This window comes from Pseudarthrobacter xylosi (assembly GCF_055412765.1).
The window spans coordinates 11,743-38,539 of sequence record NZ_JBVAYT010000001.1 but is presented as its reverse complement, the minus strand read 5'-3'; the positions used below and the strand labels follow the sequence as shown (position 1 = coordinate 38,539).

Sequence of the window (26,797 nt, the reverse complement as noted above, 5' to 3'; positions counted from 1 at the left end):
TCCGGCCCAATAACCCTCGGGGATTGGGCCGGATCTGACCCCGCGTTGGTTTCTTTGTGCCCAGCAGAGCCCGCAGCGAGTCCCGCCGTCGGGCTCTCTGGTGTGCGGAAACTTTTGATGGCGCCCTGTTTCTGCCGGGTATACCTTGATTACCTCAAGCCTTGCGGGCCTGTATTGCTCTGTGTGAGGGAAACTATGGAATATGCATTGGAACCAGGCAGTGGGGTACTGGCAGGCATCGGATCAACACCGCTTATCGAACTCACCAAAGTCGTGCCGGCGGGGTCAGCCAGAATTCTAGCCAAGCTTGAGTTCGCGAACCCCACGGGAAGCATGAAGGACCGCATGGCGCTGGCAGCGATAGCGGGAGCCGAAGCGCGGGGCGAGATCACCCCCGGCGACACTGTGGTTGAGTACACGGCGGGGACAACAGGCATCTCCCTCGCCTTGGTTTGTGCCGCCAAAGGCTACGGGCTCCACGTCGTATTTTCCGATGCGTTCAGCGATGAGAAACGGCGGACCATGGAGGCTCTGGGCGGAGTTGTGGAAGACGTCCCCAGCGACCATGGACGGATCACGGAGCAACTGATCAAAGCGATGATGGCCCGGGCCGGAGAGCTCAGTACGCAACCAAACTACTGGGCGTGTGACCAGCTCAACAACAGGGACGCGGTCACAGGCTACCTCGCGCTCGGGGAAGAAGTCTGGCAGCAATCCCACGGCCGGGTGGACGCCTTCGTGCAGTCCGTCGGTACAGCCCACTCCATTCACGGAGTGGCCCGTGCTCTGCGCCTGCACCTGCCTGGGCTGAAAGTCGTAGCAGTCGAGCCGGCTGAGTCTTCCGTACTTTCCGGCGGCCCTACTGGCTCCCACAGGATTGAAGGAATCGGGATCGGGTTTGTGCCGCCCCTTTGGGAACCCGAGGAAGTGGAGGCCATAGAACAGGTCTCGTCCGAGGAAGCGATGGAGATGGGCCGTCGCCTTGCCCGCGAGGAAGGCATCTTCGCCGGCACCTCCTCAGGAGGAAATGTTGTTGCGGCCTTGCGCGTAGCTGAACAGCTTGGTCCGGACGCGACCGTTGTCACCATCATGGTTGATTCCGGGTTCAGGTACCTGAGCACTGGGCTGTACGGATAGGTCAGCGGTTCCGTGGGTCAGTCAGCTGGCCTGGGTCTGGCAGACTGGCGCCATGACTGTCAGCTTCGTGTGCCGCACCGCGTCCGCACTCCCGCGGGAGCGCCTGTTCGATCTCGCCCGCAGCATTGAAGCGCACCTGGATTCCCAGAAAGTCGCCGGTGAACGGGCCGTAGCCGGGGTCACCTCAGGCCTGATCGGCGAGGGCCAGGAGGTGACCTGGCAGGCCCAACATTTCGGCGTCCCACTGAGGATGACCAGCCGCATCACCGCACTGGAGTTCCCCGAGAGCTTCACGGACGAGCAGATCAGGGGCCCGTTCAAAACGTTCCGGCACGTCCACGAGTTCGAGGCCACGGCCACCGGCAGCATCATGACTGACCGGGTGGAGTTCACGGCGCCGTTTGGGATCCTGGGCCGGCTGGCGGAGGACCTGATCCTGCGCCGCTACCTGCAGCGGCTCATCACCAACCGCGGCCGGTTTGTGGCCGGCCTTGAAGAATAGACCGCGGCTAAGCCTGAGGGAACGGCGGCGGCCCCAGGATCTCAATACCGCCGTTCTGCTGACCCGATTCTCGGATGCGGCCGAAATCCACAACACCTGAAACTTCGCCGTCGTTGAGCGGTTCGCTTGCGCCGAAGTAGAACGCCTGCGCGCCGCCGGGGGTATGCAGGCACAGCACCCGGGTCCCCTCCTGGAGGACCTTGAACGCGTGCGGGACACCCCTCGGCGCAATGGTCACGCCACCCGCTGCGACGTGATGCTCCGTGCCGTCCATGTTCATCAGGATCTCGCCGGCCAGCACATACATCGTTTCGTCGGAGTCCGGATGGGTATGCATCGGCGTCACCTTGTTCAAGCCCATCTCATCTTCGAAGAGCAGGAAGGCCCCCGCGGTGTCTTCCTCCGTGGCCTTCCAGGTCTGCACTCCGCCGCCGAAGAACCAGCGCCTGGCCCCTTCGCCCGGCTGCAGGACAACTGCGGATGCTGAGTTCTTCGTCTTCATGGTGATCGCCTCGATATTGGTCGGAAGACTTATGGGACTAACGTCCCATAACAAGACTGGAGTACCATGAAGGGCATGTCAAGACCCTACATAGACGTCGGCCGGACCGGCCAAAAACGCCGCACCCTTGATGCACTGGTTGCTGCGGCGCGGCAGCTCGTGGCAGATGGCGCCGCGCCTACAGTGGACGATGCCGCGTTGTTGGCCGGGGTGGCCCGCAGCACGGCCTACCGGTATTTCCCGGGGCAGCGGGAGCTGCTGGCTGCCGCCCATCCGGAAACCGCAGCTGCGTCGTTGCTGCCTGAAAATCCGCCGGCCGACGTCGCGGAGCGGCTGGACGCCGTCGTTGTCGAGTTCACCCGGATGATCCTCGAAACCGAAGCGCAGCAACGGACCATGTTGCGGCTCTCGCTGGAGCAGACCGCCGACGAGCGCCGAAGCCTGCCGCTGCGGCAGGGCCGGGCGATCGCCTGGATCGCCGAGGCGCTGTCGCCGCTCCAGGGGCAGATGACGGAGCAGGACATCCACCGGCTGGTCCTGGCCATCCGCAGCGCCACCGGCATTGAATCGTTGGTCTGGCTGACGGACATCGCCGGCCTGAGCCGCAACGAGGCTGTTGCATCCCAGCGATGGACCGCACGCGCTTTGCTCCAACAGGCTCTGGTGGAGGGGCCTCCGCCTGCCGTTTGACTGACCATATGTGACGCAGGGTTACCTTACGTGAACTGGTGTTTCCGCTGCCGTTGTTGGTGCAACGGCGCGGCCCTACCGTTGATTCATGGCAATTCAGGATATTTACCCCACAGCACTGCGGCTGCTCGGCCGCCCCGTGCTGGTGGTGGGCGGCGGCACCGTGGCCTCCCGCCGCGCCAAAGGGCTGCTCGACGCCGGTGCACAGGTCACCGTCGTGGCTCCCGTTGTCTCCGCCGCGCTCCGCGAACTGTCCGACGCCGGCCTCCTCACCTGGGAGCCGCGCACTTACCTTCCGTCCGACGTCGACGGCGTCTGGTTCGTCCAGACCGCCACCGGCGATCCCGCCGTGGACACCCAGGTCTCAAAGGATGCCGAGTCGCAGCGCATCTGGTGCGTCAATGCCTCCGACCACGAAGCCTCAGCCGCGTGGACACCCGCCGTTGCCGTGGTTGACGACGTGCAGATCGCCGTGAACGCCGGGGGAGACCCACGCCGCGCCATGGCCCTGCGTGACGCCGTCGCCACCGCCCTGGAAACCGGCGACCTCCCGCTGCGCCGCCGTCGTGCGTCTGCGGGCTCCGTAGCCCTGGTTGGCGGCGGGCCCGGCGATACCGGCCTCATTACCGTCCGCGGCCGCCGGCTCCTGGGCCAGGCCGACGTCGTGGTGGCCGACCGCCTCGGCCCGCGCGAACTGCTCAACGAACTGGCCCCCGACGTCCGCGTCATCGAAGTGGGCAAGACCCCCGGCCACCATCCCGTGCCGCAGTCCGAGATCAACCGCATCCTCGTGGACGAAGCCCTGAAGGGGCACCGCGTGGTCCGGCTCAAGGGCGGCGATCCCTACGTCCTGGGTCGCGGCGGTGAGGAAGCCGAATACTGCCGGCAGAACGGCGTCGAGGTCGAAGTGGTCTCCGGGGTCACGTCCGCGATCTCTGTACCGGCCGCCGCCGGCATCCCCGTCACACACCGAGGACTGGCCAAGGGCTTCAGTGTTGTCACCGGCCATGAAGAGCTGTCCGAGGTCCCTGCCCGGGCGGACCACACCATCGTCCTGCTGATGGGTGTGGCCGCACTTCGGGATTCGGCCGCTGCCCTGGCCGGCGCCGGTTTGCCTCTGGACACTCCAGTTGGCATCGTTGAGAACGGCTATCTGCCGAATCAGCGCGTGACGATCGGCACCCTCGGTTCCATCGCCGACCAGGCGGAAGCCACCGGCGTCGCAAATCCTGCCGTGATTGTGATCGGCGACGTTGTCCGCGTCAGCCCGTTCGCGCCGTCGCACTTCAGGACAGCGGATTACAGCACCACCACCCCGAACCGCCCCCGAACCACCGCAAGAGCCCTCACCACCTAGCCACCCACCCAACTAGGTAGCAGCAAATGTTGTTTTGAGCCCTCATAACGACATCTATTGCTACCTAGTTGGGCCGGAACGAACAAAAGGAACACAGCCGTGTCATCAAGCACCTCCGTAGGATCTGCCGAGCGTCCGCTGCGCGTTGCCGTGGTGGGCTCCGGCCCGGCCGGCGTCTACGCCGCGGACATCCTCACCAAGAGCGAAGCCGTCAAGAGCGGCGAGCTGACCGTGAGCATCGACCTCTTTGACCGCTACCCGGCACCCTACGGCCTGATCCGCTACGGCGTGGCCCCGGACCACCCGCGCATCAAGGGCATTGTCAACGCCCTGCACAAGGTTTTGGACCGCGGCGACATCCGCTTCTTCGGCAACGTGGACTATGGCACGGACATCTCCATCGAGGACCTCCGCACGCACTACGACGCCGTCATCTTCGCCACCGGCGCCATCAAGGACGCGGACCTGAACATCCCGGGCATCGAGCTGGACGGCTCCTACGGCGGAGCAGACTTCGTCTCCTGGTACGACGGCCACCCCGACGTTTCCCGCGAATGGCCGCTGGACGCCACGGAAATCGCCGTGATCGGCAACGGCAACGTGGCCCTGGACGTGGCCCGGGTCCTGTCCAAGCACGCCGATGACCTGCTGGTCTCCGAAATCCCGGACAACGTCTACGCCGGCCTGAAGAACTCTCCCGTCACGGACGTGCACGTCTTCGGCCGCCGCGGCCCCGCCCAGGTCAAGTTCACCCCGCTGGAACTCCGCGAGCTGAGCCACTCCAAGGACGTGGACATCATCCTCTACGCTGAGGACTTCGAGTTCGACGAGGAATCGGACCGCCAGATCCAGAGCAACAACCAGACCAAGACCATGGTGGGCACGCTCACCAACTGGATCGCCGAGCAGCCCGAGGACCTCTCCGAGCTGACCGCTTCGCGCCGCCTGCACCTGCACTTCCTGCACAGCCCCGTTGAAATTTACGACGACGCCGCGACGCCGGGCAAGGTTGCCGGCATGAAGTTCGAGCGCACCGAGCTGGACGGCACGGGCAACGCCCGCGGCACCGGCGAGTTCGTGGACTACCCGGTCCAGGCCGTCTACCGCTCTATCGGATACTTCGGTTCGGCGCTGCCGGAGATCGAGTTCGACCACAAGAAGGGCGTGGTACCGAACGACGGCGGCCGCGTCCTGGATGCCGCCGGCACCCACGTGCCGGGCATCTACGCCACCGGCTGGATCAAGCGCGGACCGGTAGGCCTCATCGGACACACCAAGGGCGACGCCCTTGAGACCGTGACGTACCTGCTGGAAGACCGCGAAGACCTTCCGGTCGCCGCTGTTCCCGAGGCGGACGCCGTGGTCGACCTCCTCGACGCCCGCGGCGTGAAGTTCACCAGCTGGGAAGGCTGGCTGGCCCTGGATGCGCACGAACTCGCGCTCGGTGCCGCGGCCACGGAGGCCGGCGGATCGCATGGTGTTGAGGTCAAGCGTGAGCGCATCAAGGTGGTGCCGCGCGAGGACATGGTTGCCATCTCCCGCGACGGCGTAGCCGCGAACGTCTAGCAACCACAAAGGCAACCAACGCGGGGTCACTTCGCGCCCATAAATCCCACTGGGATGGGCGCGAAGTGACCCTCCCCACCCGCGCCCTAGCCTCGCAAGCTCGGCCAGGGAACCCTGCGGGCGTGGGCCCCGTTGCTTTAACGTCCCGCCCCACCCGCGGCCATGAGTTCCAGCCGGTGCAGGGTTTCGCGGTTCCGGGCGCCGATCAGTGCGTCGCGCAGCACCTTGGGGACCAGCTTGCCCGGGCCCCGGATGGCGTCCTCGGCGATGGACACGCGGCATTGTGTGCCTACATCCTCCAGCGTGATCACCACTTTGGCCTCGCCCAGCGGCCAGCCGCGCGCCACGAGTTCCAGGGAGCGGCCGGGTTCGACGGCGGCCACACTGGTGCTGTCGTTGATCACCAGTGGCCAGGCGCCCACGGAGTGGTGCAGCCTGGAGCCGGTTTCGGGCCAGTGCGCGTCGACGGCCCGGATGCGGGAGGCGCCTACCACCCAGCCGGAGTAGAGCCAGCCGTCGGCGACGACGTTCCAGACGTCGACGGCTGGGGAATTGAATAGTTGGCTCACGGTTGACATGGCTTCCTTCCCTTGGGGTTACATCCTGCCAAAGCGGGCACGGACCAGCGCGAACAGGCCGTAGCAGATGAAGCCCGACCCGATCGCGACGAGCAGGTGCGGGCCGAACGGCTGGTCACGGAGCGCTTTCAGGCTGCCGTCCAGCCCGGTTGATTCCTCGGGACTCTGCTTCCCGGCGGCGATCACAAACAGGAGCCCGGCCAGGTTCAGCGCAATGCCTTTAGCCACGTGCCCGGTGACGCCCAATGCATCAACCAGTTTGCCGCGCCGGGTGCCGTCAAAGTGGAACAGCTCATTTTTCTTGAACCCGCGCCGCTGGCCCTTGACCACAAAGTAGACGCCAATGCCCATTGTGGTCAGGCCCACGGCCACGAGTGCCGGCTGGCCAAACGGTGTGTTGAGGAGTGCTGTGCTGAAATCCCGGGTGGTGTCGCCGGAGTCGCCGCGCATTCCGACCGCAAAACCGGCAAAGCTGAGCCCGACGCTTCCGTACGCCACGGCCAGGAAGCCGGACGAGATCAGCTTCCCCAGCCGCTTCCCGCGGGCAAGATGCCGCGCGCGGAGGGTGGCTTCACTGAGCTGCCACAGCGCCAGGCCGGTGCACGCCACCACGCAGGACCACAACACGGCCGGTCCCCACGGGTTGGCGCCCAGCTGCTCGATGGCGCCGGTGGCTTCGGCCTGCCCCGGCTGACCGAAGGCCAGGGCGATGGCAATCCCGCCAACGATGATGTGGAGCAGGGCCATCACGGCGAATCCGGAGCGCGCCACAACGTCCAGCGCCTTGGTGTCGGACGCCTCCTCGACGGCGTCTGCCGCCTCACTGATGCTGGATTCCCCGTCTGCCATGTTTTAGCCGTTCATGGGTCCTTCTGCGTGCAGCTTTCCCGCGCCAGGGCCTTCAACGTGGACCGTGCAGCGGACCACCAGCTTGCCCGGAGCGTCATCCAACTCCACCAGGCTGTCCTTTGCGCTCAAAGCCGTGAAAACCTCGGAACCGGCAACCACTGTGACGCCCTTGGCTTCAGCCGTTTCCCTGGCGTTCTCCAGGGCAGCCTTCTCGAGGCCCGCCAGGTATGCGCCGTCATCTTCCCGGGCCGGGTCTCCGAATGCCCAGCCAAACAAAGTCCCTGTTTCCATGGCGACGATATTACGCGCAACCGCGGTGCAAGTCGGGGTTTCGTAACATTGGTAAGTGTGCTTACCATGGCATGTCCATGACCCTTATGGGCCAGGCCAGTACAGGCCGCACCGGCGGCATTTCGGAACCAGTTCGACGTTAGGAATCCATATCATGGCAGGAAATCTTGTTGCCCGGTCCGTTCACGATCTGAGCGCTGCGGCATGGTTCGGCGGCGCATTGATGGGCGCCATCGGGTTGAACGGGGCCACAGCGGAGGCCAAGGATCCGGCCGAACGCACCCGTCTTTCGAGCGCAGGCTGGATGAAGTGGGCTCCGATCCAGACGGCGGCGTTCGCTTCGCACCTGGTGGCTGATCTCGCCATCGCGTGGGAGAACAAGGGACGCATTGCAAAGCAGGACGGCGTAGCCCGCGATACCGCGATCAAGACGGCGGTCACGGTTGCCGGTGCCGCCGTGACGCTCTACGCCGGGATCCTTGGCAAAAAGGTGGAGAAGCTCGCGGACGAGGGAGCGCGGGGCGCCACTGAGCCGAATCCCGGTGCGTCCGAGGAATTGCAGTCGGCCCAGCAGCAGCTCAAGATCCTGCAGTGGGCCATCCCCGCGTTCGCCGCCGCCGTGATTATCCTCGGCGCCAAGCACGGTGAAATGCAGCGGCCCAAGAACGTCTTCCAGGGCCTCCGCTCCTAACCCCGGAAACCCCGGCAGCAGCTAACAGCATTAACGCCCGACGGCGGTTCGCCACCCAGGTGCCGGACCGCCGTCGGGCGCTGTGCTTGCAGCTTGCGACGCGCAAAGCAGCATGCGACGCGCAAAGGAGCTTGCGACGCGCAGAAAAGGTTGCGCACCCGCTATTCCACGTGCGCCAGCCACTTTGCGCCTCGAAAATGATTCTGCGAGTCGACCTCAAACGGGCGGGACCTACGCCCGCAGCCACTCCGCGCAGGAGTTCAGGTTCTGGTTGACGCTTGCCACGGCGGCGTCGGCGTCGTGGGCCTCGATGGCGTCCACCACGGCACCATGGCCTTCATTCGTGAGACCGTCCAACCGGCCCTTGCGCTGCTGCTTGAGCAGGTCCTGGTGGAACACGTCACCGAAACTGACGTAGAGCTCGTGCAGCAGCGGGTTCCCGGACGCCTGGGCAACGCGCGCGTGGAAGTCCCAGTCCGCGCGGGCCCAACCCTCGAAGTCCGCGTTGTGCCAGGCGACCTCCCGGGTGGCGAGTACGGCACGCAGGGCGGCGACGTCGTCGGGCGTTGCATTCCGGGCAGCCAGGCGCGCCGCCTGCGTGTCCAGGCCGAGCCTGACCTCGAGGATGTGTTCGTCCGTGTGGTCCTGGTACATCCGCCGGGCGGCGCCGGACATCTCGCTGGTGGCGCGGACGTAGGTGCCGTCGCCGCGGCGGACCTCCAGCATCCCGCTGTGGGCAAGGGCCTTGACGGCTTCGCGCAAGGTGCCGCGCGAGACGCCCAGGCCCTGCATCAGTTCCGGCTCGGAGGGGATGCGCTGGTCCAGGGGCCATTCGCCGGAGTGGATCATCTGCCGGAGTTTGGCGGTGACTTCGTCGGCGAGGGGCTGGCGGTGTGAGGTGCTCAGGGTCATGGCGTCCTACTTCTTCAGGCCGGACAAGGGGGCGCGTGAGATGAAGTGGGCCACCCCAACCTGGACCACGGCGAGGCCCAGCAGCAGTGCGAGGGGAAGCGTCCAGCCGCCAGTACCGCTGAACAGTAACCCGGCACCGAAAGGGCCGGCCGTGGCCAGCAGGTAGCCGGTGGACTGCGCCAGGGTGGACAGGGCGGTGGTCTCGGCGGTGCTCGTTCCGCTCCGGCTGATCATCACCATCACCAGCGGGAATATGCCCAGGCCGAAGCCGAGCAGGACGGTGGGGATGACGGCCAGGCCCACCGGCAGGAACATCAGCGCTGCCAGGCCGGCCACCATGGTGGTGCTGACCAGATACAGCGCCGGCCGGAGCATCCGGGGCCGCGAGCCGATGGCGAGCAGCACCATGCCGGCCGGTACCGAGACCAGCTGCATCAGCCCGTACATCAGGCCGCTGTCAGCTGGGCTGATGCCCATATTGATCAACATCGACGGGAACCAGCTGATGAGCGAGTACGCGAGCAGCGCCTGGAGAGCGAAGAGGGCGGTGAGCAGCTGGCCCTTCCGGGTGCGGAGCAGGGGCCACGGCGAGATGCGGGCAGCAGTGTTACGGACGCTGTTGCGGTGCGCATGCAGGACAACGGGCAGGAAGCCCAGGAACGCTGCCACGGCCAGGAATCCGATCGTGCCGACTGCGGCGGACGGTGAGCCGAGCGCCAACGCCAGCGGGACGACGGCGACCGCGGTGACGGTGGCCCCTGTGGTCATGGTGACGGTGTAGAGCGCGGTCATCGACGAGGTGCGGTTGGCAAAGTGCTCGCGGATGAACGACGGCATGGCCACATTGCAGACCGCCAGGCCGGACATCCCCACCACGGTGCCCGCCACCAGCATGCCGGTTGCCGGGATCCCCCGGAGCAGCAGCCCGCCGGCCAGGAATCCGAGCGCCAGCAGGATTGCCTTCTCGACGCCCAGCCGTGAGGTCAGCCATGACGTCGCGGCCCCCGCCACCGCAAAGCAGAGGGTGGGGATGGAAGGGATGATCGCTGCCACCAGCGGCCCGTAGCCAAGGACCTGCTGAAAATCGTGGAGGAGGGCCGACGCCGCAGCAATTCCCGCGCGCAGGTTCAGCCCTATGAGCACCAGCGCAATGACGCCGAATACGACGGCGGTCCGCGGCTTGGGCGGCGCGTCGGACAGCGTCGGGGAATCGGAAGGAGGAGCAGTCATGTCCTTAACGTTAGACGTTAGACGTTTGATGTCTAGGGTTCTGTGGCGAACCTCTCCCGGCTATTAATGTTGCAGGCATAGACTCGGGCCACAAGAGTTCAATCCCGGGCTCGTAAGAACTTGCCCAGCTGGATCTGGCGCCCATCAATGCGGAAGGACGGCCGGTCATGGCTTCACAGGCAATTGAGGTCGAAAAGAAGTACGACGTCGGTCCGGACGCCGAGGTGCCGGCCCTTACGGACATCCCCGGGGTAGCCCACGTGGGGGAGCCACACGTGGACACCCTGGAAGCGGTGTACTTCGACACGGCAGGGCATACGCTCGCCGCCCGCGACATTACTCTTCGCCGACGCACCGGCGGAGTGGACGCCGGCTGGCACCTGAAATTGACCGCGGAGGGCTCCCGGTCCGGTGACGGGGCCGCTGGCGCGTCCGGCGTCTCGGAACCCCAGCGGCGCCGCGAGCTGCACGCCCCGCTGGGCCAGCCCGGCGTCGTTCCCGACAGCCTGTTGGCGCACGTGCTCGCGTACCTCCGCGGCGAGGATGCCGCCCCGGTGGTCCGGCTGGAAACCCGGCGCACCACCTATCCGTTATACGGCGCGGACGGAGTCCACCTGGCGGACCTGGCCGATGACCGCGTGAGCGCGGAGCTGCTCGGCACTGCAGACGGCGCGGCCACGCCTGGCGGGGAAGCCCGGACGCGGCAGTGGCGCGAATGGGAACTCGAGCTGGTGCACGGTAGCGCTGACCTGTTCCCGGCCGCGGCGGAAATCCTGGCCGCCGCCGGGGCGCTCCCGGCGAAGCACGGCTCCAAGCTGGCTAAAGTCCTGGCGCTGCCTGCCGAGGAGTCCGGCGCAGCTGACGGGCCAGTAAGTCCTGGCAGGAAGGGACCGGTGTCGGACCTCCTGACCGCCTACCTGGGCGCGCAGATCCGCGAAATCCTGGCGCATGATCCCGGCGTCCGCCTGGAGGAACCGGAGGCTGTGCACGATCTGCGGTCGGCCACCCGCCGTTCCCGTTCGGCGCTCGCAGCCTACCGCCGGCTCTACAGCGCCGTGGCTGTGCGCCGCCTTAGGGACGAACTGAAGTGGCTCGGCAGCGTGCTGGGATCGCCGCGCGACGCCGAAGTGATGCTGGCTCGCCTGCTTGGGCACACGGCTGAACTGCCGCCCGGACTGGGCTCGGCAGTGAAGGGCCGGCTGAACGATGAACTCGGCGACAGATTGAATACGGCCTACCGGAAACTCCAGAAGGCACTGCTTTCCGAACGGTACTTCCGGCTCCTGGATGACCTTGAAGCCTTCCGTGACCACCCGCCGGTCCGGCCCGAAGGTGCAGCCCCTGCCCGTAAGACGGCCGGCAAACTGGTGGCCAAGTCCGCCAAACGGCTGCAGCGCGCAGCCAAGGCGGCCAAACGTTCACGGCGGGGAGCGGAGCATGAGACAGCCCTCCACGAGGTGCGCAAGGACGCCAAACGGCTGCGGCACGTGGCGGAGTCTGCGGGGCCGGTGCGTGGTAAGCGCGCCGCGAAGATCGCCAAGGCCGCGCACCGCCAGCAGCAGGTCCTTGGAGATTTCCAAGACAGCGTGGTGGCCCGGGACCTGCTGGCCAAGCTGGAGTCGGCGACGGACCTGCCCGAGGACGTCGCGTCGGCCTACGTGTCGCTTCATACCCGGCAGGTACAGCTCGCGGCGGAAGCCGAAGCCAGCTACCGGAAGGAACGCAAGAAGTCCCGCAAGCTCCTGCAACGCGGGGTCATTTAGCGCCCATCCGGGGCCGCGACATGGGCCAGAAGTGACCCCGCGTTGCAGTTGTGGGGCCTACCTGGCCTGCCGCGCCCCGAGCCGCGACACGGCGAGCGAGAGCCACAGCTGCACGCGGTCCGCCGTGACCGAAGGATCGTAGCCGGTGAGTTCGGTGATCTGCGCCAGCCGGTACCGCACTGTGTTCCGGTGCAGGGTCAGGGCTTCGGCGACGGCGGCCACGGAACCGTTGTTGTTCAGGTAGCTTTCCAGGGTGGTCACCAGTTCCGCGCCGTGGGCGGCGTCGAACGCGCGCAGCGGGTTCAGCGACTCGTGGGCCATGTCGGCCAGCGGAACGTCTTCGCTGGCCAGCAACAGGGAGGTCAGGCTCAGGCGTTCCGGCTCGTTCACCGGCAGGCCGTGGCTGGCCGCATCGCGCGCCTCGAAGTAGCTCCAGCGCAGGCCGTTCGGCTTGGTGTACGCGCCGCCGATCCCGATCGTCGCGTGGATCCCGGCCTCAGCCAGGTGGTCGCTGAGGCGCCTGGCCAGCGCAGGTGCCGCGCCGCCGTCGTCGTTTATCACCACCACCAGGTCCTTCCCGACGACGGCGGCCACCGCGTTCTCCAGTGGCTGTGGCACCGACGTGCTCACCAGGGCCTTGTGATGGGCGGCGGACACTGCCAGCAGCACCACGTTTTTCCGGGTGCTGTTCAGGCCCACGCCGGCGAGGCGCCGCTGGGCCTCGCTGGTCTCCAGGGAACCATGGATGACGTCCTCGAGCACCTGGCCGCACAGGGCGCGCTGGGCCTGGCGCTGCTTGACCATGTTGTTGAGCTCCACGCTGATCAGGTTCTGGGCATAGCCAATGATGCCTGAATCCTCGAAGGGCTGTCGGACCCACAACGTGCAGGCATCGCGGCGGCCGGTGGGGATGGGGTAAGAGGACCACGTGTCAGCGGAGGGGAGCTCGGTGCTGCTGTTGTACAGGTGGGCGGTGAACTGGGTGAGGGCGATGTCTGTCCGCAGCATCCCGCCCAGGTGCTTCAGGAGCTGGGTCAGGCCGCCGCCGGTGAGGAGGGCCCGTGCCAGGATCTGGTGGCCCGCGATCAGGCGCTCCAGCTTGGCGACATGATCGGCGGCCTGCGCTTCCGCCACCAGTTTGCCGATGGCGATGAACGGCGTTTCGTACGGCACCTGGACAATCGGCAGCCCCCAGCGGTTGGCCTCGGCAATCAGGGCCGGCGGGACGGCGTCGTGCGTCAGGCCGGTCCCGAAGCCGATACCCACGGCTCCGGCGCGCTGGACCTGACGGACGAAGCGCCGCTGCTCGGGCGCGGACCGCAGGCGCATGCCAGTGGTGAGCACCAGTTCGCCGCCGCTGAGGAAGCGCTGCGGGTCTTCCAGTTCCGTGACGGCAACCCAGTTGATGTCCTCGTGCCAGGTGGTTTCGGCAAGGCCCGCATTGGACAGGTGGAGGGAGTGCACGCCGAGCAGGGTGGCAAGAGAAATGGCCATGGTCCAAGGATAGACGGACACTGGTCAACCGCACTAAACATTGCGGCCAGGGGTGTGCAGGTGGCTATTCCCCGGGGTGGAGGTGCTGGCATAGGCTCAAGGCAGTCGCAACCATCCGCTTCGCAGCTGATGTTCCCTTATGAAAGAGGTTGTACACCGTGGTTCAAACCTTGCAGAACTTCATCAACGGTGAGTTCGTCACGCCTGCGGGCACCGACCTGCTGGACATCGTCAACCCCACCAACGGCGAGGTGGTGGCGCAGTCGCCTGTGTCCATCCAGGCCGACGTCGACGCTGCCATGACCGCGGCCAAGGATGCTTTCAAGACCTGGAAGCACGTCACCCCGGGGCAGCGCCAGCTAATGCTCCTCAAACTCGCCGACGCCGTTGAGGCCAACAGCGACGAACTTGTGGAGGCCCAGCACCGCAACACCGGGCAGGTGCGCTCGCTGATCGCGTCCGAGGAAGTTGCCGCCGGCGCCGACCAGCTCCGCTTCTTCGCCGGTGCCGCACGCATCCTCGAAGGCAAGTCCGCCGGCGAGTACTTCGAAGGCCACACCTCCTACGTACGCCGCGAACCCATCGGCGTTGTGGCCCAGGTTGCCCCCTGGAACTACCCTTTCCTGATGGCCATCTGGAAGATCGGCCCGGCACTCGCCGCCGGCAACACCGTGGTCCTCAAACCGTCCGACACCACCCCCGAATCCACTCTCGTTCTGGCCCGTCTCGCCGGGGAGATCTTCCCGGCCGGCGTCCTGAACGTCGTTCTGGGAACCGGCGCAACCGGCGCCATGATGGTGGAGCACCGGGTCCCCGGCCTGGTCTCCATCACGGGTTCCGTCCGGGCCGGCATCGCCGTGGCCTCCGGGGCCGCGAAGGGCCTCAAGCGCGCCCACCTGGAGCTCGGCGGCAAGGCCCCGGCCATCGTGTTCAAGGACGCGGACATCAAAAAGAGCGCCGCGGCCATCGCCGAGTTCGCGTTCTTCAACGCCGGCCAGGACTGCACCGCCATCACCCGCGTACTGGTTGAAGATTCAGTCCACGACGACGTCGTAGCAGCCATGGTGGAGCACACCAAGACGCTGCACACCGGCTCGCAGAACGACGAAGACAACTACTTCGGCCCGCTGAACAACGTGAACCACTTCAACGCCGTTACCTCCGTGGTGGAGCACCTCCCGGAGAACTGCCAGATTGTCACAGGCGGGCACCGCGCCGGGGACAAGGGCTTCTTCTTCGAACCCACCATCGTCACCGGCGCCAAGCAGACTGATGACATCGTCCAGCAGGAAACCTTCGGCCCGGTCATCACCGTGCAGAAGTTCTCCTCCGAGGCGGAGGCCCTCGAGCTGGCCAACGACGTCGAATACGCCCTCGCATCCAGCGTTTGGACGTCCGACCACGGCACGGCCATGCGGATGAGCCGCGACCTGGACTTCGGCGCGGTCTGGATCAACACCCACATCCTCCTCACCGCCGAAATGCCCCATGGCGGCTTCAAGCAGTCCGGCTACGGCAAGGACCTCTCCATGTACGGCGTCGAGGACTACACGCGCATCAAGCACGTCATGAGCGCACTCGACGCCTAATCCCCACCGGCGCCCTAACCTCGCTCCGCTTCGGCCAGGGAACCCTGCCGGCGTGGCCCCCCATTCAGTCAAGAAAGGCCCTCCCATGAGCACCACAGCAAGTGAAATCACCTTCCGCCTGGAACAGAAGCGCCGTGTCCAGGCCGACTTCCCGGGCCCCAAGTCCATTGCCCTGACCGAGCGCCGGAAAGCGGTTGTCGCCGCTGGTGTCGCGTCCACCGTTCCGGTCTACGTTGCGGACGCCGACGGCGGCATCATCCACGACGTCGACGGCAACTCCTTCATTGACCTCGGCTCTGGCATCGCGGTGACGAGCGTCGGCGCGTCCGATCCCGCCGTCGTCGGGGCTGTGAAGGAAGCCGTGGAGCACTTCACCCACACCTGCTTTATGGTCACTCCGTACGAAAGCTACGTGGCCCTCGCCGAGCATCTCAACCGCCTGACCCCGGGTAGCCACGAGAAGCGGACCGTGCTGTTCAACTCCGGCGCCGAGGCTGTGGAGAACGCCGTCAAGGTGGCCCGCCTCGCTACCGGACGTGACGCCGTCGTCGCCTTTGACCACGCCTACCACGGCCGCACCAACCTGACCATGGCGCTGACCGCGAAGGCCATGCCGTACAAAACCAACTTCGGCCCGTTCGCGCCCGAGGTCTACCGCATGCCCATGAGCTACCCGTACCGCGAGGAGAACCCCGCGATCACCGGTGCCGAGGCCGCCAAGCGCGCCATCACCATGATCGAGAAGCAGATCGGCGGCGACCAGGTGGCCGCGATCATCATCGAGCCCATCCAGGGTGAGGGCGGCTTCATTGTCCCCGCCGAGGGCTTCCTCCCCGCACTGGCCGCCTGGGCCAAGGCCAACGGCGTGGTGTTCATCGCCGACGAGGTCCAGTCCGGCTTCTGCCGTACCGGTGAATGGTTCGCGGTGGATCACGAGGGCATTGTCCCGGACATCATCACCATGGCCAAGGGCATCGCGGGCGGCATGCCGCTGTCCGCGATCACCGGCCGCGCGGACCTGCTCGACGCCGTCCACCCGGGCGGCCTGGGCGGCACCTACGGCGGCAACCCGGTTGCGTGCGCCGCCGCGCTGGCCGCGATCGGGTCCATGGAGGAGTACAACCTCGCCGGACGCGCCCGCCACATTGAGCAGCTCGCCACGGGACGGCTGCAGGAACTGCAGGCTGAACTGGCCGCTTCGGGGACCGCCGTGATCGGCGACATCCGCGGCCGCGGCGCCATGCTGGCCGTCGAACTGGTCCAGGCCGGCTCCAAGGAACCCAACCCGGAGCTGACCAAGGCCGTGGCCGCTGCCTGCCTCAAGGAGGGTGTCATCATCCTCACCTGCGGCACCTACGGCAACGTCATCCGCCTGCTGCCCCCGCTGGTCATCACCGACGACCTGCTGAACGACGGCCTTGACGTCCTGGCCGCCGCCATCAAGGCCAACGCCTAAGACCCACCCCCACAGAGTTAGCGTCCCCTCGCAACGGCGCGAACGAACACTTGAGGCCCTGGAATCGATGATTCCGGGGCCTCAAGTGTTCGTTCGCGCGCTCGTTTTATGAGGTGCGGGCCCGCTTCCTTGCCAACGAGTTCTTCCGGGTGGCGCGCAGCATATCGACGGTCAGCAGCAGCAGGGCCAGCCATACCACGCCGAAGCCGATCCAGCGGCTGGCGGTCATGGCTTCCTGGAACACCACCAACGCCACAATGAACTGCAGGAGCGGGGCAACGTACTGCAGCAGCCCGATGGTGGTCATGGGCAGCCGGCGGGCCGACGCGCCGAAGAACAGCAGCGGCACCGCGGTGATCACGCCGGAGGCCACCAGAAGCCAGAAATGCCCCGGGCCCTGGCTGGCCAGCGTGGCCGAGCCGTTGACGCCCATGAACACCATAGTGGCCGCCGCGAACGGTGCCAGCACTATGGTCTCCACGCTGAGGCTGGTCACCGCGTCCACCTTCGGGCCAACACGCTTCTTCACAAACCCGTACAGGCCGAAGCTGAAGGCCAGCGTCAGGGCGATCCACGGCAGTTTGCCGTAGCTCACCGTGAGCACGCCCACCGCTACAAAACCGATTCCGACGGCGGCCCACTGGAGGGGGCGCAGTTTCTCCTTCAGGACGAACACACCCAGGAGGACCGAGACCAGGGGATTGATGAAGTAGCCTAGCGCGGCTTCGACTGCTTGGCCGGTGGTGACGCCGTACGTGTAGGTCAGCCAGTTCACTGCAATGAGGAATGCGGCGAGGGCCAGGGTGCCGAATACCGAGCGATCGCGGAACGCCGCGGCCAGCGCACGCCAGGACCGGGTGACGGTGATCAGGAGGACGCAGAAGAGCAGCGACCACACCACCCGGTTGGACACGATCTCCACCGCGCTGGCGGGCATCAACGCGAAGAAGTACAGGGGAAGCAGTCCCCACAACCCGTACGCTCCGAAACCGAACAGGACTCCCGCCGTCGTCTCCTTGTCTACAGCCTTGAGGGCTGCCTGCGCGGTGGCAGCGGTCTTGGGTAAGGAGGAGGTTTCAGGGGGAGTAGGCACCTAACCAATAACACCAGTTGATGGACGCGTATTCCAGTCAAAAGTCAGTACGCTTTCTTTTATGGAATCGATGAACCTCCAGGCTGCCGTCCCGTGAGGCTCCGCCGCAGCAACGCGAACGGCCGCGGCTACCGTCGCGTGCCCGCCGGGACAGGCTTCAGCTACCGGGACCTGGACGGCTCCACGCTGCCGCCGGGGCCTGTCCGGGACCGGCTGGAAAGCATCGGCATCCCACCGGCATGGACGGACGTGTGGATTGCGCCCTTCGACAACGGGCACATCCAGGCGACCGGCCTCGACGCGATGGGCCGGCGGCAGTACATCTACCACCCCGCCTGGCGCGAGCGGAAAGACCGCGTGAAGTTTGACCGTGCCCTTCAGTTGGCGGAGTCGCTGCCCACCGCCCGCCGGTTCGTCACCCTGGACCTGCGTAGCGAAGGTCCAAGCCGCGAACGCGTGCTGGCCGCGGCCTTCCGGATGCTGGACAGCGGGTCCCTGCGGGTGGGTTCGGAACGGTACACCAACGAGAACGGCAGCCACGGCCTGGCCACGCTCCTGTGTGCGCACGTCCACGTCCGCAAGGAGTGCCTGGAGCTGAAGTTTCCGGCGAAGAGTGGCAAGGACTGGGAATCGGAAATCCACGACGCCGACCTCGCCGCCCTGGTGCGGACGCTTAAGCGCCGCGGTGGAAACGCCAGGCTGCTGGCGTTCAAGGACGGCCGGACCTGGCGGCCCGTCACCAGCGCGGACATCAATGCGTACGTCAAGGAGCGGACGGGCCAGGACTTCACCGCCAAGGACTTCCGCACGCTGCGCGGGACAGTTTCAGCCGCCGTCAGCCTGGCACGCAGCGGCCCGCAGAAGACTGTCTCGGCGCGGAAAGGCGCCATCAGTGTGGCCATGCTGGAGGCCGCCGCGGCGCTGGGAAACACGCCGTCGATCGCCCGCAAGAGCTATGTTGATCCCCGGCTGCTGGACCATTTTGCCGCCGGGGAGACCATCGACCCCAAACGCCTGGACTCCGCCGAAGCCGAGCTCCGGGCGCTGCTGTACAGGGAAGGCGACGTGGTGCCGCTGCAACACATTTAGAATGGGACATTGTGCGCAAGCTGCACTCAGCGCCTCCGGCGCGAAATCCTCCTTCCAGAAGGGCTCCCGGTGTCCAATCCAGGCGAAACCACCTCCAAGCGTCCACTCCGCGTTGCCATTGTGGGCGCGGGACCGGCAGGTGTTTATGCGGCGGACATCCTGACCAAGTCCAACGGTGTGAAGGACGGCGATTTTGAAGTCAGCATCGACCTTTTCGAGGCCTACCCAGCCCCGTACGGCCTGATCCGCTACGGCGTAGCGCCTGACCACCCGCGCATCAAGGGGATCGTGAATGCGCTTCACAAGGTCCTGGACCGGGGTGACATCCGCTTCCTGGGCAACGTCACCTACGGCCGCGACCTCACCCTCCATGATTTCCGGGCCTTCTACGACGCCGTGATCTTCTCCACCGGCGCCATCAAGGACGCCGATCTGCCTATCCCGGGCATCGAACTGGCCGGATCATTCGGCGGCGCCGACTTTGTGTCCTGGTACGACGGCCACCCCGATGTGCCCCGCGACTGGCCGCTGGAAGCCAAGGAAATCGCCGTGATCGGCAACGGGAACGTGGCGCTGGATGTGGCCCGTATGCTCGTGAAGCACGCCGACGAACTCCTCACCACCGAGATCCCGGACAACGTCTACCAGGGCCTGAAGAACTCGCCCGTCACGGACGTGCACGTGTTCGGCCGCCGTGGCCCGGCGCAGGTCAAGTTCACGCCGCTGGAGCTGCGCGAGCTGAGCCACATGAAGGACGTGGACATTGTCCTGTACCCGGAGGACTTCGAGTTCGACGAGGCCTCCGACGACGCCATCCGCAGCAACAACCAGATCAAAACCATGGTGAACACACTGACCAACTGGCTCGTGGAAGAGCATGCCGAGGCGGAAGAACCATCCTCCCGCCGCCTGCACCTGCACTTCCTGCACAGCCCGGTGGAGGTCTACGGAAACCCCGACGACGGCGGGTCCGGCCAGGTGGCCGGCATCAAGTTTGAGCGCATGGAACTTGACGGCACCGGCAACGTCAAGGGCACGGGCGAGTTCGTGGACTATCCCGTCCAGGCCGTGTACCGCGCCATCGGCTACCACGGCTCGCCACTGGACGAGCTGGAATACAACGCCAAACGCGGAGTGATCCCCAACGAGGGCGGCCGCGTACTGGACGCCGACGGCAACCCCGTCCCCGGCATCTACGCCACCGGCTGGATCAAGCGCGGGCCGGTCGGCCTGATCGGGCACACCAAGGGTGACGCCCTGGAAACCATCGGCTTCCTGCTGGAGGACCGGCTCACGCTTCCCCCGGCCGAGAACCCGGATCCGCAGGCCATCATCGATCTCCTGGAAGAGCGCGGCATCGAGTTCACCACGTGGGAGGGCTGGATCAAGCTGGACGCGCACGAAGCAGCCCTCGGCGCCGCGTGGACCGAAGGCGGGCCTGGCACCGACGGGACCGCCGCCGTCGTGCGTGAACGCATCAAAGTAGTCCCGCGCGAGGAAATGATCAGCATCTCCCGCGCCTGACGCAAGAGGGCTGCCGCTGGAGGGTTGTTGCCGGCGGCCCGTAGACTGGCAGGACCGAGGGGAGTTCGATGAGGAACCTGATCCTGCCGCCGGCGTCCGGCGGCGAAGCGACTGCGCTGGCCCAGCGTCATGCCCTGGCAGCCCACGAGCAGCTCGATGCCCAAGCGTTTCCGGGCGCACCGGAGATCCCCGGCCTGCGCAGGCTGATCCGGGAATCCTGGCAGCGGTCCGTCAAATTGCAGGCCAACCCGGACAACCCCGAAGCGCCCCTTGCCCTGGACACTGACGAGCTTGAGGAATACCGCCGGCAGCACCCCCTTGCGAGCATCATGCCCGTGATCCACAAACTCCTGGTCCAGCCCAGCCACGACAGTGGCCTGCTCGTCGCCGTCGGTGATGAGGTTGGCCGGCTGCTGTGGGTGGAAGGCGATCCCGCCCTGCAGCGCCGTGCCGAAGGCATGATGTTCGTGCCTGGCGCCGACTGGTCGGAGGCCACGGTGGGGACCAGCGCGCCGGGCACTGCCTTGGCCCTGGGCCGCGGCATCCAGATTTCCGGGGCGGAGCATTACCAGCGGTCCGTGCACGAGTGGAGCTGCACTGCCGTCCCGTTCCATGATCCGGATTCCGGCGCGCTGCTGGGCGTTGTGGACATCACGGGCAAGGCCAGTGCGGTGGCGGCCCACACCCTGTCGCTCGTCGAAGCGACCGTCGCTGCCGCGCAGGCGCAGCTCCGTGTTGAACGGCTGCAGCTGGCGGCGACCCTTGCCAGCCGGCCGGCCCGACGCCGGAACGCCAGTTCTGCGGCCAGGCCGGATTCGGCGCGGGCCGGGGGAGCGGGCGTCGCGAAGGAAGGGAGCTTGTACCGCAACAGCCTGCAGCTTCTGGGCCGCGACCAGGCGCTGCTCAGCATCGAAGGTAAAACGGTGGCGCTGTCCGCCCGGCACAGTGAAATCCTCGCCCTGCTCAGCACCCACCCCGCCGGGCTGAGCGCCGAAGAGCTCAGCTTCCTGCTCTACCCGGGCGACGGCCCCACCATGACGCTCCGCGCGGAGATGGTCCGGCTGCGCAAGATCCTCCAGCAGCTCAACCCGGCCGCCGTCCCGGAGTCCCGGCCGTACAAACTCACCATGGACCTGCTCCCGGACAGCGGTCAGGTGCTGAACTGCCTGCAGCGCGGCGCCCACCGGATTGCGTTGGAAATCTACCGCGGCGCGGTGCTGCCGCGCTCCGACGCGCCGGGCATCATCGACCTCCGCGACAGGGTCTCCTCGCTGATGCGCGAGGCGGTGCTGACGGACGGCAGTGCCGAGACGCTGCTTAAGTACGCGGCCCTGCCGGAGGCCAGGGACGACGTCGACGTCCGGACTGCCGCCCTGAAGCTGTTGCCGCCGCGCTCGCCCAAGCGGGCCGCCGTCGTCGCGGACCTTGAGCGGCTGGAAGCCGAACTCAGCGCCTGACCGCGGCCCCCTGGTGGGGAAGGGCCGTGAGCTGGCTCACACTGGTGCAACCTGACTGCAACCTTCACACTTCTACGCTGAAACCAACGGCGGACGCCATCATCAGGCGCCACCTTTCATGCACAGCAAAGGAGCTAGCAATGACTGTTTACGCACAGCCCGGTACCGAGGGTTCGAAGGTCACGTTCAAGGACCGCTACGAGAACTGGATCGGCGGCGAGTGGGTTGCCCCCGTCAAGGGCCAGTACTTCGAGAACATCACACCCGTCACCGGCAAGGTCTTCTGCGAAGTGGCCCGCGGCACCGCTGAAGACATTGAACTGGCACTGGACGCCGCCCACAAGATCGCACCGTCCTGGGGCAAGACCTCGGTCGCCGAGCGCGCCGCGGTCCTGAACAAGATTGCCGACCGGATCGACGAGAACCTCGAGATGCTCGCCGTCGCCGAATCCTGGGACAACGGCAAGCCCATCCGGGAGACCCTGAACGCGGACATCCCGCTCGCGGCGGACCATTTCCGCTACTTCGCCTCGGCTGTCCGCGCCCAGGAAGGCCGGCTTTCCCAGCTCGACGACGACACCACCGCGTACCACTACCACGAGCCGCTCGGCGTCGTGGGCCAGATCATCCCGTGGAACTTCCCCATCCTGATGGCCGTCTGGAAGCTCGCCCCCGCCCTGGCCGCAGGCAACGCCGTGGTCCTGAAGCCCGCCGAGCAGACGCCGTCGTCCATTCTGGTCCTGATGGAACTCATCGGTGACCTGCTGCCCGCCGGTGTCCTCAATGTGGTCAACGGCTTCGGCGTCGAGGCCGGCAAGCCGCTCGCGTCCAGCCCGCGGATCCGCAAGATCGCCTTCACCGGCGAAACCTCCACGGGACGCCTCATCAGCCAGTACGCCAGCCAGAACCTGATCCCCGTCACCCTGGAGCTTGGCGGCAAGAGCCCGAACATCTTCTTCAACGATGTTGCCGAGTCCGACGACGCGTTCTATGACAAGGCGCAGGAGGGCTTCGCGCTCTTCGCCTTCAACCAGGGCGAGGTCTGCACCTGCCCGTCCCGCGCCCTGGTCCAGGAAGACATCTACGATTCCTTCATGGCCGACGCCGTGGCCCGGGTGGAGAAAATCATCCAGGGCAACCCGCTGGACACCGAAACCCAGCTCGGGGCCCAGGCCTCCAACGACCAGCTCGAAAAGATCCTCTCCTACATCGACATCGGCAAGCAGGAAGGCGCCAAGGTGCTTACCGGCGGCGCCCGCGCCCAGCTGGAAGGCGACCTGGCCGGCGGCTACTACGTCCAGCCCACCGTCTTCGAGGGCCACAACAAGATGCGGATCTTCCAGGAGGAGATTTTCGGACCTGTTGTGTCTGTCGCCCGGTTCAGCGACTACAGCGATGCGATGGAAATCGCCAACGACACCCTCTACGGGCTTGGCGCCGGCGTCTGGTCGCGGAACGGCAACGTCGCTTACCGTGCGGGCCGCGAGATCCAGGCCGGCCGCGTCTGGGTCAACAACTACCACGCCTACCCGGCCGGCGCCGCGTTCGGCGGGTACAAGTCCTCCGGCATCGGACGTGAAAACCACTCCATGATGCTGGACCACTACCAGCAAACCAAGAACCTCCTGGTCAGCTACAACGAGAACAAGCTCGGCTTCTTCTAAGGGATTGGGGCGCTCCCGTGGTGTCGACTCCGTCGCCACGACGGGGCCCTCGCGCCCCACTCCGCCTTTAGCCCGGGCGGGGACGGATCAGCACTGGTCCGTCCCCGACTGAACCATCCTGGCCACCCCTCAGGAAGGCAGCACCACCTCCACCGCACCACCGCTTTATCTACGCAAGGATTTCGCCAATGACGACGACAATGCAAGCAGCAGTAGTAACCGAATTCGGCAAGGATCTTCAGATCCAGACCCTCCCCATTCCCACCCCGGGCCGGGGAGAGGCGCTGGTCAAGGTCATCACCACCGGCGTCTGCCACACAGACCTCCACGCGGCGGAGGGGGACTGGCCGGTCAAGCCGTCACCGCCGTTCATCCCCGGCCACGAAGGCGTAGGCGAAGTGGTTGCCTTGGGCGAGGGTGTCACCGACCTGGCCGTCGGAGACCTCGTCGGCAACGCCTGGCTCTGGTCCGCCTGCGGCGACTGCCAGTACTGCCGCACCGGCTGGGAGACACTGTGCGAAGTGCAGAAGAACGCCGGCTACAGCGTGGACGGTTCCTTCGGGGAATACATGCTCGTGGACACGCGGTTTGCCGCCCGCATCCCGGCGGGCTCGGACCCCGTTGAAGTCGCCCCGGTGCTCTGCGCCGGTGTCACGGTCTACAAGGGCCTGAAAATGACCGAAGCCAAGCCCGGACAGTGGGTCACCATTTCCGGCATCGGCGGACTCGGACACATTGCTGTCCAGTACGCCGTGGCTATGGGCCTGCGGGTAGCCGCCGTGGATATCGCGGACGACAAACTCGCCCTGGCCAAAAAGCACGGTGCGGAGCTCACCGTCAACGCGCTGCACGAAGATCCCGCCGAAGTCATCCAACGTGAAACCGGAGGTTGCCATGGAGTCCTGGTCACCGCAGTACACCCGTCTGCTTTTGGCCAGGCGATCGGCATGGCCCGTCGGGGCGGGACGATTGTGTTCAACGGCCTGCCGCCGGGCGACTTTCCGGCACCGATCTTCGAGATTGTGCTCAAGGGCCTGACCGTCCGCGGCTCGATCGTGGGGACCCGGCAGGACCTGGAGGAAGCACTCGAGTTCTACGCCGAGGGCAAGATCCATCCCACGGTGTCCACCCGGGAGCTCTCCGAGGTCAACGCCGTTCTTGACGAGATGAAACACGCCAAGATCGACGGCCGCGTCGTCATCAAGTACTGATGATGGAGGCGAGGCTTGACGCGGCGGTGACGCTGCCCGGGGAGGACATCTCCCGCGTGGCGCTCACGGCCGAGGCCCTGGAACTGCTCAGGAAGCTGTGGGGCCAGCACGGACCCCTCATGTTCCACCAGTCCGGCGGCTGCTGCGACGGGTCCTCGCCCATGTGTTATCCGGCCGGGGAGTTCATCACCGCGGAAGCGGACGTCCTCCTGGGGCTGTTCGACATCGCCGACGGCCCGGAGCCGCAGCCCCTCGAGTTCTGGATGTCCAGGGAGCAGTTCAACTACTGGAGCCACACCCATCTGACCGTGGACGTGGTCCAGGGCCGGGGGAGCGGGTTCTCGGTTGAGGCGCCGGAAGGCAAACGGTTCCTGATCCGGTCAAAGCTGATGGACTGGCCGGTCTAGCCGGTTCGATGCTTGAGCCTTGAGGCCCTCCAACAGGAGGGCCTCAAGGTTTTTTTCGCAATTAACTTCGGCATCATGGGCGTCTCACGATACGGAACGGTTGGAACCGTCCAGTGGATGGACAGTAAAGTTGATAAGTCTGTTTCCATCCCCTATCAGGATTGTGGATCTCCTTATGAACCTTCTCCGGACCAAATCCATCGAGCAGTCCATCGCCGACGCTGATGAACCCGGACGCAAGCTCAAGCGGTCGCTCAGCACCTGGGACCTGATGATCATGGGTGTCGCCGTCGCTGTCGGCGCCGGCATTTTCTCGGTGGGCGCCAAGGCTGCGGCCAACTTCTCCGGCCCCGCGGTGACCTTGTCCTTCGCCATTGCCGCCGTCACCTGTGCCCTGGCCATCATGTGCTACGCCGAGTTTGCCACCGCCATTCCAGTCGCCGGGTCCGCCTACGTCTTCACGTACGCCACCATGGGCGAACTGCTTGCGTGGATCATTGGCTGGAACCTGATCCTGGAACTGTTCACCGCCGCGGCAGTGATCGCCAAGTACTGGGGCATCTACCTCAGCAAGGTGTTTGCGCTGATGGGCGCCGACGTGCCGCCGGCGCTGTCGCTCGGCGGCGTGGACCTCTACTGGGGCGCGTTCCTGATCGTTGCAGTCTTCACCGTGCTCCTAGTGCTGGGCACCAAGCTCTCCGCCCGCGTGGGCAACGTCTTCACCCTGATCAAGATCGCCGTGGTGCTGTTTGTGATCGTGGTGGGCTTCACGTATGTGAAGTTCGAGAACTACACGCCGTTTGTGCCTGCCGCGGAACCCACCGCCGGTGGCGCCGCGGACGTCATGAAGCAGTCTTTCTTCGGCTTCCTGACCGGCGCCGCGCCTGCCCAGTACGGCACGCTGGGCATCTTCGCCGGCGCAGCCCTGGTGTTCTTCGCGTTCATCGGCTTTGACGTTGTGGCCACGTCCGCGGAGGAAGTAAAGAACCCGCAGAAGACGCTGCCGCGCGGCATCTTCGGCGGCCTGGCCGTGGTGACGCTCCTCTATATCCTGGTGTCCCTCGCGCTCACCGGAATGGTGTCCTACACGGACCTCGCGGCAGCAGAAACGCCCACCCTCACCACCGCGTTCGAGGCCGTCGGCAACACCACTGCGGCCAAGGTCATCGCCGTCGGCTCCCTGATCGGCCTCACCACCGTCATCATGGTGCTGCTGATGGGACTGTCCCGCGTGGTGCTGGCTATGAGCCGCGACGGGCTGCTGCCGCGCTCGCTGTCCAAAACCAGTGAAAAACGTTCGACGCCGGTCCGTCTCCAGATCATCTGCGGCGCCGCAGTAGCACTTGTGGCAGGCCTGACCAACGTTGACCTGCTGGAGGAAATGATCAACATCGGCACGCTGTCCGCGTTTGTGGTGGTGAGCCTGGGCATCCTGGTGCTGCGCAAGAAGCGCCCGGACCTGAAGCCGTCCTTCCGCGTCCCGTTCGGCAAGGTCCTCCCGGTGGTTTCCGCCGTGCTGTGCCTGTACCTCATGACGAACCTCGCCGTGCAGACGTGGATCTTCTTCGCCGGCTGGCTGGTCATCGGCGTCCTGATCTACTTCGCCTACGGCCAGCGGCACTCCCGCCTGAACGAAAAGTTCGCTGAGGCACAGGAATCAGTCAACGGCCCCGCCGGGCAGACCACACCGGACGCCGCCGACGAAGACGAGCTCACCCGGGTCTGACTCCCGGACATCCGCTCCC

Annotated in this window: 24 protein-coding genes; 16 read left to right on the top strand and 8 right to left on the bottom strand. The window is 66.1% G+C overall.

The window, feature by feature from the left end:
• The first annotated feature begins 207 nt into the window (after nucleotides 1–207).
• Together ACZY1F_RS00185 and ACZY1F_RS00180 are read left to right on the top strand one after the other, a co-directional pair.
• The gene (locus tag ACZY1F_RS00185; RefSeq protein WP_463939647.1) at nucleotides 208–1,137 is read left to right on the top strand and encodes a PLP-dependent cysteine synthase family protein; all 930 of its coding nucleotides are present in this window, start codon (nucleotides 208–210) and stop codon (nucleotides 1,135–1,137) included.
• Between the two features lie 52 nt (nucleotides 1,138–1,189).
• Complete coding sequence (locus tag ACZY1F_RS00180) at nucleotides 1,190–1,639, top strand: SRPBCC family protein (RefSeq protein ID WP_463939646.1); 450 nt, start codon at nucleotides 1,190–1,192, stop codon at nucleotides 1,637–1,639.
• Between the two features lie 7 nt (nucleotides 1,640–1,646).
• Here the strand turns inward: ACZY1F_RS00180 and ACZY1F_RS00175 are convergent, their stop codons facing one another.
• The gene (locus ACZY1F_RS00175; protein WP_463939645.1) at nucleotides 1,647–2,141 is read right to left on the bottom strand and encodes a cupin domain-containing protein; all 495 of its coding nucleotides are present in this window, start codon (nucleotides 2,139–2,141) and stop codon (nucleotides 1,647–1,649) included.
• A gap of 75 nt (nucleotides 2,142–2,216) precedes the next feature.
• On the opposite strand from ACZY1F_RS00175, the gene ACZY1F_RS00170 reads away from it, so the two are divergent.
• The 3 genes from ACZY1F_RS00170 to ACZY1F_RS00160 all read left to right on the top strand — a co-directional run bounded on the left by ACZY1F_RS00170 (nucleotide 2,217) and on the right by ACZY1F_RS00160 (nucleotide 5,754).
• On the top strand, nucleotides 2,217–2,831 hold the full coding sequence (locus ACZY1F_RS00170) for a TetR/AcrR family transcriptional regulator (RefSeq protein ID WP_463939644.1): 615 nt from the start codon (nucleotides 2,217–2,219) through the stop codon (nucleotides 2,829–2,831).
• 88 nt (nucleotides 2,832–2,919) lie between these two features.
• Nucleotides 2,920–4,188, top strand: coding sequence for a uroporphyrinogen-III C-methyltransferase (gene cobA / locus ACZY1F_RS00165; protein WP_463939643.1), 1,269 nt, complete (start codon nucleotides 2,920–2,922; stop codon nucleotides 4,186–4,188).
• A gap of 99 nt (nucleotides 4,189–4,287) precedes the next feature.
• The gene (locus ACZY1F_RS00160; protein ID WP_463939642.1) at nucleotides 4,288–5,754 is read left to right on the top strand and encodes an FAD-dependent oxidoreductase; all 1,467 of its coding nucleotides are present in this window, start codon (nucleotides 4,288–4,290) and stop codon (nucleotides 5,752–5,754) included.
• Nucleotides 5,755–5,891: 137 nt separating this feature from the next.
• Here ACZY1F_RS00160 and ACZY1F_RS00155 read toward each other — a convergent pair whose 3' ends face one another.
• The 3 genes from ACZY1F_RS00155 to ACZY1F_RS00145 are packed head-to-tail and all read right to left on the bottom strand — an operon-like array spanning nucleotide 5,892 to nucleotide 7,472.
• Nucleotides 5,892–6,332, bottom strand: coding sequence for an SRPBCC family protein (locus ACZY1F_RS00155; RefSeq protein WP_463939641.1), 441 nt, complete (start codon nucleotides 6,330–6,332; stop codon nucleotides 5,892–5,894).
• Between the two features lie 18 nt (nucleotides 6,333–6,350).
• A complete protein-coding gene (locus ACZY1F_RS00150) occupies nucleotides 6,351–7,181 on the bottom strand; it encodes a DUF1206 domain-containing protein (protein WP_463939640.1) in 831 nt (276 codons plus the stop codon).
• A gap of 3 nt (nucleotides 7,182–7,184) precedes the next feature.
• A complete protein-coding gene (locus ACZY1F_RS00145; RefSeq protein ID WP_463939639.1) occupies nucleotides 7,185–7,472 on the bottom strand; it encodes a hypothetical protein in 288 nt (95 codons plus the stop codon).
• A 154-nt stretch (nucleotides 7,473–7,626) separates the two neighbouring features.
• Here ACZY1F_RS00145 and ACZY1F_RS00140 point away from each other — a divergent pair, with 154 nt between their 5' ends.
• Nucleotides 7,627–8,163 carry a hypothetical protein gene (locus tag ACZY1F_RS00140; RefSeq protein ID WP_463939638.1) on the top strand — a complete coding sequence of 179 codons (537 nt, stop codon included), beginning with the start codon at nucleotides 7,627–7,629 and terminating at the stop codon, nucleotides 8,161–8,163.
• 231 nt (nucleotides 8,164–8,394) lie between these two features.
• On the opposite strand, the gene ACZY1F_RS00135 is transcribed toward ACZY1F_RS00140, so the two are convergent.
• Together ACZY1F_RS00135 and ACZY1F_RS00130 are read right to left on the bottom strand one after the other, a co-directional pair.
• A complete protein-coding gene (locus ACZY1F_RS00135) occupies nucleotides 8,395–9,075 on the bottom strand; it encodes a FadR/GntR family transcriptional regulator (protein WP_463939637.1) in 681 nt (226 codons plus the stop codon).
• Nucleotides 9,076–9,081: 6 nt separating this feature from the next.
• Nucleotides 9,082–10,305: an MFS transporter gene (locus ACZY1F_RS00130; protein WP_463939636.1), complete on the bottom strand. Its 1,224-nt coding sequence runs from the start codon at nucleotides 10,303–10,305 to the stop codon at nucleotides 9,082–9,084.
• Between the two features lie 167 nt (nucleotides 10,306–10,472).
• Between ACZY1F_RS00130 and ACZY1F_RS00125 the strand changes: the two genes are divergently transcribed.
• Nucleotides 10,473–12,068, top strand: a complete 1,596-nt coding sequence (locus tag ACZY1F_RS00125) for a CYTH and CHAD domain-containing protein (protein ID WP_463939635.1) — start codon at nucleotides 10,473–10,475, stop codon at nucleotides 12,066–12,068.
• A gap of 57 nt (nucleotides 12,069–12,125) precedes the next feature.
• Here the strand turns inward: ACZY1F_RS00125 and ACZY1F_RS00120 are convergent, their stop codons facing one another.
• Complete coding sequence (locus ACZY1F_RS00120; protein WP_463939634.1) at nucleotides 12,126–13,562, bottom strand: PucR family transcriptional regulator; 1,437 nt, start codon at nucleotides 13,560–13,562, stop codon at nucleotides 12,126–12,128.
• Between the two features lie 158 nt (nucleotides 13,563–13,720).
• Here ACZY1F_RS00120 and ACZY1F_RS00115 point away from each other — a divergent pair, with 158 nt between their 5' ends.
• Nucleotides 13,721–15,151: a gamma-aminobutyraldehyde dehydrogenase gene (locus tag ACZY1F_RS00115; RefSeq protein ID WP_463939633.1), complete on the top strand. Its 1,431-nt coding sequence runs from the start codon at nucleotides 13,721–13,723 to the stop codon at nucleotides 15,149–15,151.
• Nucleotides 15,152–15,236: 85 nt separating this feature from the next.
• Nucleotides 15,237–16,607: a 4-aminobutyrate--2-oxoglutarate transaminase gene (gene gabT, locus ACZY1F_RS00110; protein WP_463939632.1), complete on the top strand. Its 1,371-nt coding sequence runs from the start codon at nucleotides 15,237–15,239 to the stop codon at nucleotides 16,605–16,607.
• Between the two features lie 106 nt (nucleotides 16,608–16,713).
• Here the strand turns inward: gabT and rarD are convergent, their stop codons facing one another.
• A complete protein-coding gene (gene rarD, locus ACZY1F_RS00105; protein WP_463939631.1) occupies nucleotides 16,714–17,700 on the bottom strand; it encodes an EamA family transporter RarD in 987 nt (328 codons plus the stop codon).
• A gap of 93 nt (nucleotides 17,701–17,793) precedes the next feature.
• Here rarD and ACZY1F_RS00100 point away from each other — a divergent pair, with 93 nt between their 5' ends.
• The 7 genes from ACZY1F_RS00100 (at nucleotide 17,794) to ACZY1F_RS00070 (ending at nucleotide 26,778) form a co-directional block, all read left to right on the top strand.
• On the top strand, nucleotides 17,794–18,789 hold the full coding sequence (locus tag ACZY1F_RS00100; RefSeq protein WP_463939630.1) for a DNA topoisomerase IB: 996 nt from the start codon (nucleotides 17,794–17,796) through the stop codon (nucleotides 18,787–18,789).
• Nucleotides 18,790–18,858: 69 nt separating this feature from the next.
• Entirely contained in the window at nucleotides 18,859–20,313 is a 1,455-nt protein-coding gene (locus tag ACZY1F_RS00095; RefSeq protein ID WP_463939629.1) for an FAD-dependent oxidoreductase, read from the top strand.
• A gap of 68 nt (nucleotides 20,314–20,381) precedes the next feature.
• Complete coding sequence (locus ACZY1F_RS00090; RefSeq protein ID WP_463939628.1) at nucleotides 20,382–21,770, top strand: GAF domain-containing protein; 1,389 nt, start codon at nucleotides 20,382–20,384, stop codon at nucleotides 21,768–21,770.
• A gap of 140 nt (nucleotides 21,771–21,910) precedes the next feature.
• A complete protein-coding gene (exaC, locus tag ACZY1F_RS00085; RefSeq protein WP_463939627.1) occupies nucleotides 21,911–23,434 on the top strand; it encodes an acetaldehyde dehydrogenase ExaC in 1,524 nt (507 codons plus the stop codon).
• Between the two features lie 188 nt (nucleotides 23,435–23,622).
• Nucleotides 23,623–24,645 (top strand): alcohol dehydrogenase AdhP, encoded by a 1,023-nt coding sequence (gene adhP, locus ACZY1F_RS00080; RefSeq protein ID WP_463939626.1) that lies wholly within the window; start codon nucleotides 23,623–23,625, stop codon nucleotides 24,643–24,645.
• Nucleotides 24,645–25,052, top strand: coding sequence for a DUF779 domain-containing protein (locus tag ACZY1F_RS00075; protein ID WP_463939625.1), 408 nt, complete (start codon nucleotides 24,645–24,647; stop codon nucleotides 25,050–25,052). The genes adhP and ACZY1F_RS00075 overlap by 1 nt, the downstream gene beginning before the upstream one ends.
• A 175-nt stretch (nucleotides 25,053–25,227) precedes the next feature.
• Nucleotides 25,228–26,778: an APC family permease gene (locus tag ACZY1F_RS00070; RefSeq protein WP_463939624.1), complete on the top strand. Its 1,551-nt coding sequence runs from the start codon at nucleotides 25,228–25,230 to the stop codon at nucleotides 26,776–26,778.
• The last annotated feature ends 19 nt before the right edge of the window (nucleotides 26,779–26,797 follow it).